The sequence below is a fragment of the Sphingomonadaceae bacterium OTU29LAMAA1 genome, from assembly GCA_024072375.1.
Lineage (GTDB): Bacteria > Pseudomonadota > Alphaproteobacteria > Sphingomonadales > Sphingomonadaceae > Sphingomonas.
On sequence record CP099617.1, the window covers coordinates 958,145 to 974,491 of the forward strand.

Annotated in this window: 13 protein-coding genes; 8 read left to right on the forward strand and 5 right to left on the reverse strand. The window is 65.8% G+C overall.

What is annotated here, in order from left to right; genetic code table 11:
* The first annotated feature begins 105 nt into the window (after window positions 1-105).
* Window positions 106-2,487: a DUF3772 domain-containing protein gene (locus tag NF699_04820; protein ID USU06007.1), complete on the forward strand. Its 2,382-nt coding sequence runs from the start codon at window positions 106-108 to the stop codon at window positions 2,485-2,487.
* A gap of 6 nt (window positions 2,488-2,493) precedes the next feature.
* Here NF699_04820 and NF699_04825 read toward each other — a convergent pair whose 3' ends face one another.
* Window positions 2,494-3,099 carry a sigma-70 family RNA polymerase sigma factor gene (locus NF699_04825; protein USU06008.1) on the reverse strand — a complete coding sequence of 202 codons (606 nt, stop codon included), beginning with the start codon at window positions 3,097-3,099 and terminating at the stop codon, window positions 2,494-2,496.
* 150 nt (window positions 3,100-3,249) lie between these two features.
* Window positions 3,250-3,915 carry a TetR/AcrR family transcriptional regulator gene (locus tag NF699_04830; protein ID USU06009.1) on the reverse strand — a complete coding sequence of 222 codons (666 nt, stop codon included), beginning with the start codon at window positions 3,913-3,915 and terminating at the stop codon, window positions 3,250-3,252.
* Window positions 3,916-4,083: 168 nt separating this feature from the next.
* Here NF699_04830 and NF699_04835 point away from each other — a divergent pair, with 168 nt between their 5' ends.
* The 5 genes from NF699_04835 (at window position 4,084) to fghA (ending at window position 8,881) form a co-directional block, all read left to right on the forward strand.
* The gene (locus NF699_04835; GenBank protein ID USU06010.1) at window positions 4,084-5,439 is read left to right on the forward strand and encodes an FAD/NAD(P)-binding protein; all 1,356 of its coding nucleotides are present in this window, start codon (window positions 4,084-4,086) and stop codon (window positions 5,437-5,439) included.
* Between the two features lie 119 nt (window positions 5,440-5,558).
* Entirely contained in the window at window positions 5,559-6,665 is a 1,107-nt protein-coding gene (locus tag NF699_04840) for an S-(hydroxymethyl)glutathione dehydrogenase/class III alcohol dehydrogenase (GenBank protein ID USU06011.1), read from the forward strand.
* 130 nt (window positions 6,666-6,795) lie between these two features.
* On the forward strand, window positions 6,796-7,179 hold the full coding sequence (locus NF699_04845) for a VOC family protein (GenBank protein ID USU06012.1): 384 nt from the start codon (window positions 6,796-6,798) through the stop codon (window positions 7,177-7,179).
* The gene (gene purU / locus NF699_04850; GenBank protein ID USU06013.1) at window positions 7,152-8,048 is read left to right on the forward strand and encodes a formyltetrahydrofolate deformylase; all 897 of its coding nucleotides are present in this window, start codon (window positions 7,152-7,154) and stop codon (window positions 8,046-8,048) included. Before NF699_04845 ends, purU begins: the two co-directional genes overlap by 28 nt.
* On the forward strand, window positions 8,045-8,881 hold the full coding sequence (fghA, locus tag NF699_04855; protein USU06014.1) for an S-formylglutathione hydrolase: 837 nt from the start codon (window positions 8,045-8,047) through the stop codon (window positions 8,879-8,881). The genes purU and fghA overlap by 4 nt, the downstream gene beginning before the upstream one ends.
* A 139-nt stretch (window positions 8,882-9,020) precedes the next feature.
* Here fghA and NF699_04860 read toward each other — a convergent pair whose 3' ends face one another.
* Both NF699_04860 and NF699_04865 read right to left on the reverse strand, forming a co-directional pair.
* A complete protein-coding gene (locus NF699_04860) occupies window positions 9,021-11,507 on the reverse strand; it encodes a DUF5110 domain-containing protein (GenBank protein USU06015.1) in 2,487 nt (828 codons plus the stop codon).
* Window positions 11,508-11,596: 89 nt separating this feature from the next.
* Entirely contained in the window at window positions 11,597-11,992 is a 396-nt protein-coding gene (locus NF699_04865; protein ID USU06016.1) for a helix-turn-helix transcriptional regulator, read from the reverse strand.
* Window positions 11,993-12,094: 102 nt separating this feature from the next.
* Between NF699_04865 and NF699_04870 the strand changes: the two genes are divergently transcribed.
* The gene (locus tag NF699_04870) at window positions 12,095-13,156 is read left to right on the forward strand and encodes an SDR family oxidoreductase (protein USU06017.1); all 1,062 of its coding nucleotides are present in this window, start codon (window positions 12,095-12,097) and stop codon (window positions 13,154-13,156) included.
* Window positions 13,157-13,228: 72 nt separating this feature from the next.
* Window positions 13,229-14,569 (forward strand): AarF/ABC1/UbiB kinase family protein, encoded by a 1,341-nt coding sequence (locus tag NF699_04875; protein ID USU06018.1) that lies wholly within the window; start codon window positions 13,229-13,231, stop codon window positions 14,567-14,569.
* A 60-nt stretch (window positions 14,570-14,629) separates the two neighbouring features.
* Here the strand turns inward: NF699_04875 and NF699_04880 are convergent, their stop codons facing one another.
* Window positions 14,630-16,204 carry an alpha-N-arabinofuranosidase gene (locus NF699_04880; protein USU06019.1) on the reverse strand — a complete coding sequence of 525 codons (1,575 nt, stop codon included), beginning with the start codon at window positions 16,202-16,204 and terminating at the stop codon, window positions 14,630-14,632.
* Window positions 16,205-16,347: the final 143 nt, after the last annotated feature.

A 16,347-nucleotide genomic window follows, 5' to 3' on the forward strand; every position in this document is an offset into this window, starting at 1 on the left:
CCGGTCGCAACACGTAATCGACCGGCGCCCCGCATCACCCTCGCTTTCACGACCGCTTGTCCCTAGTCGTACGGCGAGATCGAACGGGACGGTGACGGGGCGACGATGGCACGGTGGCGGCAGTTCTGGATCGGGCTTCTGGCGATGCTCGCCTGCGCCCTGCCCGCCACGGCACAGCCTTCGCCGACCGACACCGCATCGCGGACGCTGGTGACGGCGGAAATAGACCTCAACGCCGTCGATCGTGCACTGGACTCGCGCATTGATCGGGATGCACGTGCCACACTGCGCGAACGTGCGCTGACAGCGCAGGGCAACGCCAGGGATGCCGCGGACCAGCTTCGTACCCAGCTTGCGTTGATCGATGCACGGATCGCCGGGCTGGGGCCCCCGGTCGCCGGCGTCGTCGAAGCGGCGGATATCCGGGTGGAACGGCGTGACCTTGCGCAGGCGCGCAGCTCGCTCGATTCCAAGGTCAAGCGCGGCCAGTTGATCGCGGTGGAAGCGGGGCAGCTCGTCGCCGAGATCGACCAGACGCAAGCGGCGGAGATCGGCCAGCGTATCTCGGTCCGTGCACCGTCGCCGCTATCTCCGCGCTTCTGGAGCGAACTGTTCGCCGCCATCCCGCGCGATGCGCGCCGGGTGTCGGTCTTTATGCAGCGGGAATGGAGGCAGGCGGATGCCGGCCTGCGCGGCAGCTTTCCCTGGGGTGCTCCGCTAGGCGTACTCGTAGCAATAGTGCTGCTGTTCCCCGTTCGACAGGCGTTGCGCGGCGCCGGTCAGCGCTACCTGATCGCCGATGCGCCCGGACATCGCGTACGGCGCTCGGTCAACGCACTGTGGAGGGTGCTGACCGGCACGGCGATGCCCACGATCGCTGCGTTTCTGTTCGTGCAGGGACTGCGGTGGTCGACACTGCTGTCGCCGACATGGAACACGCTGGCCGACACACTTGTGATCGCCAGTGGCTTCGCGGGCTTCATCGCGTCGTTGGGGGCGGCCTTTCTAATGGCCAGCCAGCCGTCCTGGCGGCTGGTTCCGCTCAGTGATCAAGCTGCGACGGCATTGCGGCCCGTGCCGTGGGCCTTTGCCACGTTGACGTTCGTCGTGTTCCTGCTCGGTGCGTTCAACACCGCGGTCGGAGCAAGCGGCGCGGCGCTGCTCGCGACGCAGGTGGTCGAAGTGGTCGTGCACCTGCTGTTGATCGGCGGTACCTTGCTGATCGTCGGGCGATTGCGAACACTCGAGGCCGCCGACGGCGAGAGCGATGCCGAAGCCGCGACGAGTGCCGGCGTGGGCGCGATCACGCTGACGCTATGGCTGGTGGTGACCGGTGCGGCGCTCGCGCTGCTGGCGGGATATGTCGGCTTTGCCATCGTCGTGATGCAATTCGTCATCTGGGCAACGCTGCTGGCGATCTCCACGTTCCTGCTGATGATCGTCATCGACGATTCGGCGACCAGTCTGTTCCAGCGCAACAGCCGCGCCGGCCTGACGCTACGCCACGGCCTCGGCATCGGCGCGAGCGCGATCGATCAATTCGGCGTATTGCTGTCCGCGGTATTGCGACTTGCGATCATCGTCGTGGCGCTGGGCTTGATGGTCTACCCGTTCGGCGCCGGCTTCGGATCGTTCCTCGACCGCGTCGGCGGTCTGGCCCGCGGCGTCGAGATCGGCGGCATAGCGATATCCCCAGGCACGATCGTCCGCTTCGTCGCCGTACTGGCGCTGGGCCTGTTTCTCGTCCGCCAATTCACCGGCTGGCTGGATCGCCGCTATCTGCCGAGCACCGACCTCGACGGATCGGTCCGCAACTCGATCCGGCTGGTAGCGCGTTACATTGCCATCGCACTCGCCATCGTGTGGTCGCTCGCCTCGCTCGGAATCGGGATGGAGCGGATCGCGCTGCTGCTGTCGGCGCTGTCCGTCGGCATCGGCTTCGGCTTGCAGGCGATCACCCAGAATTTCGTATCGGGACTGATCCTGCTGGCGGAGCGACCGATCAAGATCGGTGACCTGATCCGTGTCGGCACCGATGAGGGCGACGTCAAGAAGATCAGCGTACGTTCGACGGAAATCGAACTCGGCGATCATTCGACCTTGATCGTGCCGAATTCGGAACTCATCACCAAGTCCGTTCTCAACAAGACGCTGGCGAACCCATTGGGTCGCGTGCAAATCCAGTTTTCGGTGCCGATCTCCAGCGACGCCGATCGCGTGCGCGAACTGGTTCTGTCCACGTTTGCGGATGAGGCGACGGTGCTCGATGTGCCAGCACCGGCGGTGCTGATCGACGGCATCGCCGACGGCCGCATCCTGTTCAACTGCATGGCGCATGTCGCGTCACCGCGCGTGTCCGGCGAGGCGCGCAGCAACGTGCTGCTCGTCCTGCTGCGCCGCATCCACGAGGCAGGCATCGAGCTGGGCACCGTACCGCAGCGGCTGGAGTTGGTCACGCCGCCTCCGGGTCGCCGCGATGACGACTGACCCCGTTCAGCCGATCATGCGCGTCCCGGCCTGTTTCCATGCGAGATAGCGTTCGCTGGATGCCGCCGGGGTAGCCGAATCGCTTTCAGCAGGCGCGGCGGTTCCGGTCAGCAATTCGACCACCGCGACCCGGGCGCGGAACACGCGGCTGCGTACCGTTCCCATCGGCACACCCAGCCGCGAGGCCGCCTCTTCGTACGAGAGCCCTTCGTGCGCGACCAGCATCAGCGCTTCGGCCTGACCGGGCGTGATGCTGCCGAGCGCCGTATCGAGATCTGCCAGCATAACGCCGGATTCCTGATCCGCCGGCGTCGTGAGCCGATCGTCGTCAAGGTCGGGGTTCCACGACACATTGCGCACGTTGCGGCGCCGGTCGCTGAGGAACAAGTTGCGCAAGATCCGGAACAGCCAGGCGCGAAAATTGGTGCCGGGCTGGAATCGGGTGCGGGCCGCCCATGCGCGGGTCATCGTTTCCTGTACGAGATCGTCACCGTCGCCCTGATCGCGCGTCAGATGCCGGGCATAGCGGCGAAGAGCCGGCAGCACCCCGTTTATGGCAGACACGAAACCCCGTTCCGAAAGGACGTCGTACGAGGAGGCGGCAATCGTCATGGTGGTGCTTATCGATCGAAAACAGGAAACGCGACGACGCGCATGCGCGTGGCCATGCAAAAGCCGATCAGGCGTCTCGCCCGTCCCGCTCGTGCATCGTCAACCGATACAATACGGCTTGGTTCCTTTATTTTTGATGCACCGCAGCATTTATTTCATGCCGTACAGGGTCAGAAAGGCATCGAACCGGGCGGCAAAAGCCCGGTCCTCGCATAGACCATCGAGCGCCAAATGCGGATCGAGGCTGGCGCGCAACCGGTTCACCGGGCCGCTGAGCAGATCGAACAGCATATGCGCCATCTGTTCGGCATCGCCGGATCGGAGCAGCTCGCGTTGCTGTGCCCGGACGATAGCACAGGTCATCGGTGCCATCAGCATCGCATGCCAATGCCGCTGACGGCGTGCGAACTCCGCATCGGTGAGCGATGCATGATTGATGAAGATGGCCAGTCCCATATTCTCCGGCTTCAGCAGCATCGCGAACAGGTGCCGGGCAAACGCCCGCAACCCCTCGACCGGCTCCGGCGCGGTCCCGGCAGTATCCGAGGCAAACGCATGCAATTGTGCCATCTTGTGCTGGATCGCGGCATCGATCAACGCGTCCTTGCTCGGGAAGCGACGATAGATCGTCTGTTTGGTCACGCCGATGTCCTGCGCCAGCGCGTCGATCGACAAGGTGGCGTACCGTGCGTCGCGCAGTGCGTCGATCGTGCGATCGAGGATCATCACCTCGATTGCCTGTGCCTCTTCACGGCTCGGGCGCCCCGCCCGACGCTGGGGCGGCTCGGTCATGATCGTCGCACGCTGGTCTGTCATGTGCGTGATGTTCGCAGGTGATCCGGGAAAAGCAACACGGAGCGGCATTCGCATATGCCCGATGAATGTGCCGTGTCCGCGCTGCGGCATTGCCGCGTGCGCGTCCACCCACTACCGGCGGGCAGACCGGGAAGCGAAGGAACGGATGTGGCGTCGAACCGCGTTGACATGGCAGCCGGCGATCACGTCGTCATCATCGGTGGCGGTTTTTCGGGAACGCTGCTCGCGATCAACCTGCTGCGTCACGACGGAACCCGCGCCACCCTGATCGAACGCAGGGCCGCGCAAATGGCGCGCGGCGTCGCCTATAGCGCGGCGCACAACGAGCATCTGCTGAACGTTCGCGCCGGCAACATGAGTGCATTGCCGGACGATCCAGGCCATTTCGTGCGCTGGCTCGAAAGCCGGGATATGGGAGACGCCGGAACGTTCGTATCGCGCCGCGTCTATGGCACCTATCTGCGCGAGATGCTGGATGACGCCGCCGCGTCGCACGGCGACCGGCTGACGCTGATTGATGCAACGGTCACCGATCTGACGCGGGATGCGTCGGGTATCGTGGCGGCGACCGGGGACGGACGCCGCATCGCCGCCGACGTCGCGGTGCTCGCCGTCGGCAATCTGCCACCCCATACCCCGCCGGGACTGGATCCCGACGCGTTGCCGAACTGCTATCGCGCCGATCCCTGGGCCGGCGACATCGCCGACGGGCTGGACGACAAGGATCGCGTCGTATTGATCGGCACCGGACTGACCGCGATCGATGCGGCGCTGATGCTCGACGCAGCAGGTTTCCGCGGGCCGATCCTCGCCATCTCGCGGCGCGGGCTGGTGCCACGCGCGCATGCCGATGCGCCGGGCCGGCCCGGCCTTCGCGAAAAACCCGCCGGCGAAGCCTCTGCATTGATCCGCTCCGTCCGCACCCGCGCTGCCGACATCGGCTGGCGGGCGGCGGTCGACGAATTACGGCCGATGACGCAGATCATATGGGGCGCGGCGAACGGCATCATGAGAGGGCGCTTCCTGCGCCATTTGCGACCCTATTGGGATGTCCACCGGCATCGACTCGCGCCCAAGATCGCCGCCCGTATCGATCGGTTGCGCGATGACGGACGCCTGCAATTCGCGGCAGGCAAGCTGGTGTCGGCGGCAAGCGATGGCGACGGTGCGATGCTGCGCTGGCGACCGCGTGGCTCGGATGCGGTGGAGACGGTACGGGTGGCCCGCATCGTCAATTGCACCGGGCCGCAGGGAGACCTGCTGCGATCGGACGAGCCTCTGCTGCAACGCCTGCTCGCCGACGGCATGATCCGTCCGGATGCATTGCGGATCGGACTGGACGTCGATGCCCAATCGCGGGTGATCGACCGGTCCGGCCAAGTGGACGAGCGGATGTATTGCATCGGCCCGATGACGCGCGGCGAGTTATGGGAGGTGGTGGCGGTGCCGGATATCCGCCAGCAGAACTGGACGCTCGCCCGCCGCCTCGCCCACGCGCAATGGGTGGGTGGCGAGGGATTGTGACTCGCCCCACCCCGCCGAACCGAGGCCACCTGTCGATCCGGCGAAACGCCACCGCTTGCTACCGATAGCGATCAGGCGGTAGTCGCGACGCGTCTGTAGATGACCGGAGCCTGCCTATCATGAAGACCCGCGCCGCCGTCGCGTTCGCCGCGAAGCAGCCGCTCGAGATCGTCGAGCTGGACCTCGAAGGCCCGAAGGCCGGGGAGGTGCTGGTCGAGATCATGGCGACCGGCATCTGCCACACCGATGCCTATACGCTGGACGGTCTCGACAGCGAGGGGCTGTTTCCCAGCGTCCTCGGCCACGAAGGGGCCGGGATCGTGCGCGAGATCGGCGCGGGCGTGACGAGCGTTGCGGTCGGCGATCACGTCATTCCGCTCTACACGCCCGAGTGCCGCCAGTGTAAGTCGTGCCTCAGCCAGAAGACCAACCTGTGCACCGCGATCCGCGCGACGCAGGGCAAGGGGCTGATGCCCGACGGCACGACCCGGTTCAGCTACAAGGGGCAGCCGATCTTCCATTACATGGGCTGTTCGACCTTCTCGAACTTCACCGTGCTGCCGGAGATCGCGGTGGCCAACATCCGCAAGGACGCTCCGTTCGATACCAGCTGCTACGTCGGCTGCGGCGTGACGACCGGCGTCGGCGCGGTGGTCAATACCGCCAAGGTGCAGGTCGGCGATACCGTCGTGGTGTTCGGGCTCGGCGGCATCGGCCTGAACGTCATTCAGGGCGCGAAGCTGGCCGGCGCAAAGATGATCGTCGGCGTCGACATCAACCCGGACCGCGAGGAGTGGGGTCGCCGCTTCGGCATGACGCACTTCGCCAATCCGCGCGATGTCGGCGATATCGTCCAGCATATCGTTGCGCTGACCGATGGCGGGGCGGATTATTCATTCGACGCAACCGGCAACACCGATGTGATGCGACAGGCGCTGGAATGCTGCCACCGCGGCTGGGGCACTTCGGTCATCATCGGCGTCGCCGAGGCCGGCAAGGAAATAAGCACCCGCCCGTTCCAGCTGGTGACGGGGCGCAACTGGCGCGGCACCGCGTTCGGCGGTGCCCGCGGACGGACCGACACGCCCAAGATCGTCGACTGGTATATGGACGGCATGATCCAGATCGATCCGATGATCACGCACCGGCTGACGCTGGACGAGATCAACAAGGGGTTCGACCTGATGCATGCGGGTGAAAGTATCCGCAGCGTCGTGATCTACTGAACGCCCGCCCGCTCTCCGGATGCCCGGCACTTGTTCGCTGGCTCGCCTCACGGCAAGGAACACGCAAGGGCAAGATCGAAACCGGGGTGGCCCAATTGCCCGTGCGCCACCCCGATAAACAGGAGAGAGTATGTTCAGCCATATCATGATCGGCACGAATGACATGGATGCGTCGAGGGCATTCTACGACGCCACGCTGGGAGCGCTCGGCGCGGGGCCGGGTCGCGCCGATCCGATGGGGCGCACGGCCTACATGCATGGCGACGGCCTGTTGATCCTGACCAGGCCGATCAACGGCGAGCCGGCCTGCCACGCCAATGGCGGTACGATCGGCTTCGCCGCCTCCTCGCCTGACGCGGCTGATGCATGGCATGCGGCGGGCGTCGCGGCCGGAGGCACCGCCATCGAGGATGCGCCGGGCGTGCGTAATTCGCCGTTCGGGCCACTCTATCTCGCCTACCTCCGCGATCCCGCCGGCAACAAGGTATGCGCGATGCATCGCGTCGCCGCCTGATGACCGATGCGGCGCGCGCGCTGGTCCTGACGCTGACCTGCCAGGATCGCGTGGGCATCGTCGCAGCGGTGTCCAGCGCGCTCGCCGGTATCGATGGCTTCATCCTCGATAGCCAGCAATATGCGGATCTGGAGACGGGGCGCTTCTTCATGCGCGTCGTCTTCACCGGCGGCGGCGCGCGCTTCCCCCACGATCCCGCAGTGGTACGCGCGATGCTGGTTCCGGTCGCCGCCACCTTCGGCTTCGACTGGAACCTGCACGCGCCGGAGGATCGTCCCCGTGTGCTGATCGCCGTGTCGAAGGGGTCGCATTGCCTCAACGACCTGCTCCACCGATGGCAGACGGGCACCCTGCCGGTGGACATCGGTGGCGTGCTGTCGAACCACGACACGCTGCGACCGCTTGTGCAATGGCATGGTCTGCCGTGGCATCACCTGCCGGTCACCACCGAAACCCGCCACGATCAGGAAGCGGCGATCGTCCGGCTGATGGCGGACACGCGAGCGGATTATCTGGTGCTCGCCCGCTACATGCAGGTGCTCAGCCCCACGCTGGTCACGGCCCTGGAAGGGCGCTGCATCAACATCCACCACAGCTTCCTGCCGGGCTTCAAGGGCGCACGACCGTATCATCGCGCGCACGCCCGCGGCGTCAAGCTGATCGGCGCCACCGCGCATTTCGTCACAAGTGACCTAGACGAGGGACCGATCATCGAACAGGCGGTCGAGCGCGTCGATCATCGCGCCAGCGTCGACGATCTGATCCGCATCGGTCGCGACATCGAGTCGCAGGTGCTCGCCCGTGCGGTCGCATGGGTCGGCGAGCGACGCGTCTTCCTCAACGGCAACAGGACATTGGTGTTCAGATGACGATCGAGACCGTTTCAACGGCCAGGGCATATGGCGGCACGCAAGGCGTCTACACCCATGCCTCGACCGCGACCGGAACGCCGATGACGTTCTCGGTCTACGTACCGCCGCATAACGAGGGAGCGACGTTGCCGGTGGTATGGTATCTGTCGGGGCTGACGTGCACTCATGCCAACGTCACCGACAAGGGCGACTATCGCCGTACCTGCGCGGAACTGGGGCTGATCTTCGTCGCACCCGATACGTCGCCGCGGGGCGAGGGCGTGGCAGACGATGCCGCCTACGACTTCGGTCAGGGTGCGGGCTTCTACGTCGACGCCACGCAGGAGCCGTGGTCGTCCCATTTCCGTATGTGGTCGTACGTGACCGAGGAGCTGCCCGCACTGATCGCCCGACATTTCCCGGCAGACATGAACCGTCAGTCGATCATGGGTCATTCGATGGGCGGACACGGTGCGCTGACGATCGGACTAACGCTCGCGGATCGCTTTCGCGCGGTGTCCGCCTTCGCACCGATCGTGGCGCCGTCACAAGTGCCGTGGGGACACAAGGCGCTGGGCGGCTATCTGGGCGAGGACCGGGCGGCGTGGCGGGCGCATGATGCGGTCGCGCTGATCCAGGACGGCGCAAGCGTGCCATCGCTGCTGGTGGATCAGGGCGATGCAGACCAGTTCCTGGATAGCCAGTTGCAACCGTCACTGCTGGCGGACACCTGCGGGACCGAAGGGATCGACCTGACGCTGCGGATCCAGCCCGGGTACGACCACAGTTATTATTTCATCGCGACGTTCATGGCCGATCATCTGCGCTGGCACGCGGCGCGGCTGGGATAGCGGTTTGCGATGCTGCCGGGGCAGACGCGTTCCGGCATACGATCAGCCGCCGACCAGGCTGTGCATCATAACGCCAGCCGGTCATCGCGACCTGTCGATGACGGAGCACCGGTCAGGCCGGCGACGGGCCTTCTACGAATTAGCGGCGGGCGATGGTGATATCGGCCGCCGTGCGCTGGTCGGGCAAGGTGAAGCTGAGCGTATTGGCGGTCGCATCGCGTTGCGCCGCAACCGCGCGCCGCGCTGCCGATACCGCGCCTTCGCCCGTCCAGCCGTGGACCACCACGCGCAGCTGCTTCCACCACGGCGCATAACGCCCCTGCCGCGCCGCGAAGCGCAGCGTCATGCCGGCGTCGCCCACCTGACATGAGATCGCCTGCCGCAGGAACTGCCCACGGGTATAGCCCATGGAATGACCGTCGTCGGCGTACAGGTCGCCGCGGCAATCCTCGCCGGGATAGACGTCGAGTTGCAACGGGCCGTCCGGCACCTGCGCCGTGCTCTGTACCAGCGGCTGGCGGGGCAGGATCGTCCCTGCGCGTACGAACACCGGCAGCGTTGCGATCGTCGGGGTCACCGTAACCCGGTCGCCCGATACGGTCGCCTGCCCGGTCGCCTGCGTCGCCGACTGGATCTGCCCCGGTCCGGTCTGCTGCTGCGGCACGCCGGCGCGCTGGCCCGTCCAGTAATCGTACCAGCCGCCCGCCGGCAGGCAGACGTCATAGGCGCGCGGCTGGTCGGGGTTGGGCGCAGGCGCAACCAGTAGCGAGCGGCCGAGCGTGAAGGTCCACGACTGGTCGCACGACATGCGCATCGCCGACGGATAATCGTAGAACACCGGGCGCAGGATCGGGTCGCCGGTGCGTGCGTTCTGCTCCGCCAGCGCATACAGGTACGGCATCAGGCGATAGCGTTCCTCGACGAATCGCCGCCGGATCGCGAGATGTTCGGGCGAACCGACCCACGGCTCCACCCGGGGTGTGCCCTTGGCACTGTGGTTGCGGAAGACGGGATAGAAGGCGCCGATCTGGAACCAGCGCGTCAGCAAGTCCTCGCCCGGCCCGCCCGCGAAACCGCTGACGTCCGCCGCGCCATAGGAAAAGCCGGACAGGCCGAGATTGATGATCTGCTGGATCGACAGCTTCAGATGATCCCAGGTCGCGAGATTGTCGCCGGTCCACGTCACCGAATAGCGCTGTCCGCCGGCGTAGCTGGCGCGCGTCATGACGAACGGCCGCTCGTTCGGTGACAGCTTGCGCAGACCCTCGAAGGTCGCGCGGGTGTTTTCCATACCATAGACATTGTGGATTTCGGCATGCGTCGCGGTGCGGCGGGCGAAATCGTCGCTGACGATGCGGTGCACGACGTCGTCGGGCATCGTCTTGGTCGGCGTTTCGAAGATCGCCGGTTCGTTCATGTCGTTCCACGCCCCGGCGACGCCCATCTTCACCTGATCGGCGAACAGGCCGCCGAACCAGTCGCGCGTCTTCGCCTGCGTGAAATCGGGGAACACCGAGGGTCCGGGCCAGACGGGGGCGACGTATACCGAATGGTCGGCGCGGCGGATGAATTCGTCACGCTTCGTGCCATCGTCATAAGGGGCGTAGCCCTGCCCTTCAGCCCTGGCGATGTGCATGTCGGTGATCGTCACCACCTTGAAACCCTGCTGTTTCAGGTCGCCGATCATCCCCTTCATATCGGGAAACGCCTTGGTATCGACGGTGAACGGCCGGTTTCGATCCTGCCAGTCGATGTCCAGCCACAGCACGTCGGTCGGCACGCGTTCCTGCCGCAGCCTGGCCGCGACACCGCGCAACTCGTCGGCGGTCATGTAGCTGTAGCGCGACTGCTGATACCCCAGCGCCCATTGCGGCGTCAGCGGCGCCTTGCCGGTCAGGTCGGTGTAGCGGCGCACAACCTCCGCCGTCGTCGGTCCGGCGATCAGATAATAGTCCACCGGTCCGTCAGGCCCGCCGAAGCTCAGTTCGTTCGCGTTGCGGTGGCCAAAGTCGAACCAGGTCCGCCATGTGTTGTCGAGGAACACGCCATAGCTGCCGCCTGCCCCGCCGACTCCGATGAAGAACGGGATCGATTTGTAGATCGGATCCTCCGCGCTCGTGAAGCCGAACGCATCGGTGTTCCAGTGGACGAAGCTCTTGCCACGTCGGTCCAGCCCGCCAGTCTTGTCGCCCATGCCGAAATAATGTTCGGCCTGCGGCATCGTCTTTTTCAGCGTGAATGCGGTGCCGTCGAACGTCGCCGGAGTGGCATCTTCCGAGATAACGTTCCCCGCCAGATCCTCGACACGCAGCCGCCCGTCGGCAAGGAACCGCACCCGCATCGTCCTGGTCGTAAATCCATCCGCGGCGGGGGTGACGGCGACCTTTTGCGCGCGCGTCGCCTTGTCGACCGCCCAGCTCGCATCCTCGGGCATCGCACCGTCGCGGCCAATCCGGATGCGGAGGATGGCATCGGTCAGCGCGACCACGCGAACGATCGCATCGCCCTGCCGCGCTTCGGCGCCATCGGTCCGGACGGTAACGGCGGCGGCGGTCTGTGCCGTTGCGGCTGCCGGCACCGTCATCGTCGCCAGCGCAGTCATCGCCAGCAGCAGGTTGGCTCGCATCGTCGTCTCTCCCGTCGTCGTTTGACGCGGCTCTGGGCGGGAGGCGGGAGGCCGTCAACCGCACGGCCGAGGGCATACGTATGCAGGGATCAGGATGCCGGCGGGGCAGCTCGACGGGACCGTGGCCTCACCCCGAGCGCGTCGAGGGCGTCGGCATTCTCGCGTCCCCACGCGTACAGCATCTCGACCGGGGTGACGAAGCGGCGACCGAGATCGGTCAGGCGATATTCCACCGCTGGCGGGATCGTCCCCTGCACGTGGCGCGACACCAGCCCGCTGCCCTCCATCTCGCGCAGGGTCTGCGTTAGCATCTTCTTGGATATGCCGGGCAGACTGCGCAGCAGCACGCCGGTGCGCGCGGCGCCATCATGCCGGGCATGCAACGTGTGCAATATCATGCTCGTCCATTTCGTCGCGAACAGCTCCAGCACGCGCCGCGGTGCACAATCCTCGCGCCATTCGTCGTCGTCGCTACCCGGTTGCATCGCTGGGTACCTTCTGGTGCCTATGATCCCAAACGGTGCCGTCTAGAAGATGCGCCGCGCACTGCCTAGCTCGTTGACCGAACAGGATAAGGACACGACTTTATGGCAGGTACCGCATTGGTGGTCGGCGCGAGCGGCATCGTCGGCAGCGCGACGGCAGAATTGTTGAACCGCGAAGGATGGACCGTCCACGGCCTTGCCCGTCGCCCCGTCGCGCAACCCGGCGTCACGCCGGTCGCGGCCGACCTACTCGACGCCGCCGGCACCGCGGCGGCGCTGGCCGATATCCGCCCGGATGCGGTCTTCATCACCACGTGGCTGCGACAGGACAGCGAGGCGGAGAATATCCGCGTCAATGCGACGATGGTCCGCAACCTGCTCGATGGCCTGCGTCCGGGAGGTGCGCCGCGTCACGTCGCACTCGTCACCGGTCTGAAGCATTACCTCGGGCCGTTCGAGGCTTATGGCAAGGGCACGCTGCCCCAGACCCCATTCCGCGAGGAACAAGGCCGGCTGGACGTGGAGAACTTCTATTATGCACAGGAGGACGAGGTGTTCGCCGCTGCTCGGCGCGATGGATTTTCGTGGAGCGTCCATCGCCCGCACACGGTGATCGGTAAGGCAGTCGGCAATGCGATGAACATGGGTACGACGCTCGCCGTCTATGCCACCCTGTGCCGGGAAACGGGGCGACCGTTCCGCTTCCCGGGGTCGGCAGCGCAATGGAACGGCCTGACCGACATGACCGATGCCGGACAGCTGGCCGCGCACCTGCTGTGGGCAGTGACCACACCCGCCGCGCGCAACGAGGCGTTCAACATTGTCAACGGCGACGTTTTCCGCTGGAGCTGGATGTGGGGTCGCATCGCCGAATGGTTCGGCGTCGAACCAGCCCCGTTTGACGGCACGATCCAGCCGCTCGAAACCGCGATGGCGGGCGACGCCGACCGCTGGCGCCGGATCGCCGGGCGTCACGATCTGGTCGAACCCGACATGTCGCGACTCGCATCGCCTTGGCACACAGACGCCGATCTCGGCCGCCCCATCGAGGTCGTGACGGATATGTCGAAGAGCCGGCGGCTAGGCTTCACGTCCTATCGACCGACCGACGATGCGTTCTTCGATCTGTTCGCCCGGTTGCGTGCTGATCGGCTGATCCCCTGACGGACACGGACGGCCCGGCGGTGCGTTTACCCACTGCCGCGCCGTTCGCCCGGCCGTTTCAAGGACATCCGAATGACCGACGACAGCAGCCCCTCCAGAGGCCGCGCGGTGCCTAGCGGCCGGCTGTCGCGGCTCGGCGCGTTCGGACGGCTCGCCGCCGGGGTCGGCGGCGGCGTCGTCGCCGAGGGCGCGCGACGGCTCGCGGCGGGCGAACGTCCCCGGCTGGGCGACATGCTGCTGACGCCGGCCAACGCGACCCGCGTCGCCGATCAGCTCTCCCATCTCCGCGGTGCGGCGATGAAGCTCGGCCAGATGATCTCGATGGACGCAGGCGACATGCTGCCGCCAGAGTTGGCCACCATCCTCGCGCGGCTGCGCAACAACGCTCATCATATGCCGCCGCAACAGCTCGATACCGTACTGGCGCGCGAATGGGGGCGCGACTGGCGGCGGCGCTTCGCCCATTTCCAGGCGCATCCCATCGCGGCTGCATCGATCGGTCAGGTGCATCGAGCCCGCCTGCCCGATGGGAGCGAATTGGCGATCAAGGTGCAATATCCCGGGGTGAAGGAGAGCATCGACGCCGATGTCGACAATGTCGCCACGCTGCTCCGCGTCTCCGGCCTGTTGCCGAAGGAGCTCGACATCGCGTCGCTGCTCGGCGAGGCAAAGCGTCAGCTTCACGAGGAAGCGGATTATGTGCGCGAGGGCGACATGCTGGCCCGCTACCGCGCCGCGCTCGCCGGCGATCCCGCGTTCGTCGTCCCCGCCCTGCATTCCGATCTCACCACCCCGCGCGTCCTTGCGATGGACTTCGTCGCCGGCACCCCGATCGAGGCGCTGGAGACCGCCGAGCCGCCGATCCGCGACCGCGTGATGGCCAGCCTGATCGCGCTGGTATTGCGCGAGTTGCTCGACTGGGAGTTGATGCAGACGGATCCCAACTTCGCCAATTATCGGTGGCAGGCCGATACCGGACGGATCGTGCTACTCGATTTCGGCGCGACACGTCCGATCCCGGCGGAAACCGTCGCCAATTATCGTGCGCTGCTCGCCGCCGGGCTGTCCGGCAGCCGCGATGCGGTACGCGCGGCGGCGATCGCCGCGGGCTTCCTCGGCGCTGCCGCCGCCGCCCGGCACGAACCGCTGATCGATACGATGATCGACGTCATCCTTGGCGAACTCAACCGCCCCGGCCCGTTCGACTTCGGCGACCGGGCCTTCGTCGGCGTCGTGCGGGAACAGGGCATGGAGATGGCGCGCGACCGTGCCACCTGGCACCTGCCGCCCGCCGACACCCTGTTCGTCCAGCGCAAGATCAGCGGCACGGCACTGCTCGCCGCACGCCTGCGGGCGCGGGGTGACATTCGCGCGATGGTCGAGACCAAATTGGGTATTGCGCTCACGCGCTGACGCTTGCGCCTCGCCCCCACTGCCTGCGGCGGCGGAAGGTGAGGCGCAGGTTGCCCGCGGCTAGCGAATGTCCAGCATCACCACCGATTTGGGCGGCAGCGTGACCGACACCGTGCCGTTCGCAAGCGTCGCACCGGTGAATGCCACCGGCCTTACCGCATCGGGCGCATCGAAGGTGTTATGCGCATCGATCGTGGGTGCGGTCAGGATACGGCCGGTCACCGTGCCGCCGGCGATCCCGGCCAGTTGCACCGTGACAGTCGCCGACTGGTTCGGATCGACGTTGGTCAGGCCGACGTGGACCACGCCGTCGATGCCGCGTACCGCGCTGGAGCTGACCGAACGCAGCGTCCATTCACCATGCTTGTACAGGTGCGAACTTACCTCGGCAGGCAACACGGTACCGTCCTGATAGTCCTTGTACATGTCGAACACCCAATAGGTCGGCGTCTTCACCATACGTTTGCCATCGGTCAGCAGCATCGCCTGCAATACGTTGACCATCTGTGCGATATTCGCACCACGCACGCGATCCGCATATTTCGCAAAGATGTCGAGGTTCAGGCTCGTCACCACGGCATCGCGTAGGCTGTTCTGCTGATACAGGAAACCGGGGTGCGATCCCGGTTCCTGGTCGTACCACGTCCCCCATTCGTCTACTAGCAGCGCGACCTTCTTCCCGGGATCGTATTTGTCCATGATCCGGGAATGGCCCTGGATCAGCTCGTCCATTTTCATCGTCTTGACGAGCGTACGCGCCCACGCGTCCTCGTCGAAACCGGTCGCGGGGCCCTTTTTCGCCCAGCTGCCCGGCACGGTGTAATAATGGACGCCGATGCCTTGGAAGACGGTGCCCGCCTTCTTCATCATCACTTCGGTCCAGTTGTAATCCTCGGCATTGGCGCCGCTCGCCACCTTCATCACCGGCACACCGTCCGGCGTCTTGACGAACGTCGCATAGCGCCGCGTTTCGTCCGCCGCATATTCGGGCAGCATGTTGCCGCCGCAGCCCCACAGTTCGTTGCCGATCCCGAACATCGGCAACTTCCACGGCTGCTTGCGCCCGTTGGCCGCGCGTTCCCTGGCCAGGCTCGATCCGGTCGGCGAGGTCATATACTCGACCCACTCCGCCATCTCGCGCGGTGGCGCGGACCCCACGTTGCCGGATACATAGGCCTCCGCGCCCAGCATCTCGGAATAGTCCATGAACTCATGCGTGCCGACAGCATTGTCCTCGGTCACCCCGCCCCAATGCGTATTGATCTTGACCGGGCGCTTCGCTCGCGCGCCAATCCCCTCCCGCCAATGGTATTCGTCCGCGAAACAGCCACCGGGCCAGCGGACCACAGGGACGCGGATCGCCTTCAGTGCGTCGATGACATCGGTGCGATAGCCCCGGACGTTGGGAATCTTGCTGTTCGGTCCGACCCAGATACCGCCATAGATGCCGGTGCCCAGATGCTCGGCGAACTGTCCGAACAGGCGCTTGTCGTATTTGGGGCCGGGTTGATCGCCGCGGATCGATACGGTGTCGGGCGTGGTCGTCGCAGCCGGTGCTGCGGCCTGCGCCGACAGTCCGGCCGGCGCCAGTGCCGCCAGCCCGGCACCCAACAGCCATGTCAGGGTCGTCTTCATCCATCTCTCCCCTTCGCGTCCATGCGCGTCCGGTGATGATGATTACCCGGCCGAACGACCCTCGTCAATTTGCCTGACAAATAGCCGGTCTTGTGAGCGTGTCGAGAATGTCGAGACGGTGCAAGGCAGCGGATAAAAGTTGG

What these genes read in the sequence shown, in the direction of transcription:
- NF699_04820 (USU06007.1), top strand. Translation starts at nt 106, where the DNA reads ATGGCACGGTGGCGGCAGTTCTGGATCGGGCTTCTGGCGATGCTCGCC.
- NF699_04825 (USU06008.1), bottom strand. Translation starts at nt 3,099, where the DNA reads ATGACGATTGCCGCCTCCTCGTACGACGTCCTTTCGGAACGGGGTTTC.
- NF699_04830 (USU06009.1), bottom strand. Translation starts at nt 3,915, where the DNA reads ATGACAGACCAGCGTGCGACGATCATGACCGAGCCGCCCCAGCGTCGG.
- NF699_04835 (USU06010.1), top strand. Translation starts at nt 4,084, where the DNA reads ATGGCAGCCGGCGATCACGTCGTCATCATCGGTGGCGGTTTTTCGGGA.
- NF699_04840 (USU06011.1), top strand. Translation starts at nt 5,559, where the DNA reads ATGAAGACCCGCGCCGCCGTCGCGTTCGCCGCGAAGCAGCCGCTCGAG.
- NF699_04845 (USU06012.1), top strand. Translation starts at nt 6,796, where the DNA reads ATGTTCAGCCATATCATGATCGGCACGAATGACATGGATGCGTCGAGG.
- purU (USU06013.1), top strand. Translation starts at nt 7,152, where the DNA reads ATGCGCGATGCATCGCGTCGCCGCCTGATGACCGATGCGGCGCGCGCG.
- fghA (USU06014.1), top strand. Translation starts at nt 8,045, where the DNA reads ATGACGATCGAGACCGTTTCAACGGCCAGGGCATATGGCGGCACGCAA.
- NF699_04860 (USU06015.1), bottom strand. Translation starts at nt 11,507, where the DNA reads ATGCGAGCCAACCTGCTGCTGGCGATGACTGCGCTGGCGACGATGACG.
- NF699_04865 (USU06016.1), bottom strand. Translation starts at nt 11,992, where the DNA reads ATGCAACCGGGTAGCGACGACGACGAATGGCGCGAGGATTGTGCACCG.
- NF699_04870 (USU06017.1), top strand. Translation starts at nt 12,095, where the DNA reads ATGGCAGGTACCGCATTGGTGGTCGGCGCGAGCGGCATCGTCGGCAGC.
- NF699_04875 (USU06018.1), top strand. Translation starts at nt 13,229, where the DNA reads ATGACCGACGACAGCAGCCCCTCCAGAGGCCGCGCGGTGCCTAGCGGC.
- NF699_04880 (USU06019.1), bottom strand. Translation starts at nt 16,204, where the DNA reads ATGAAGACGACCCTGACATGGCTGTTGGGTGCCGGGCTGGCGGCACTG.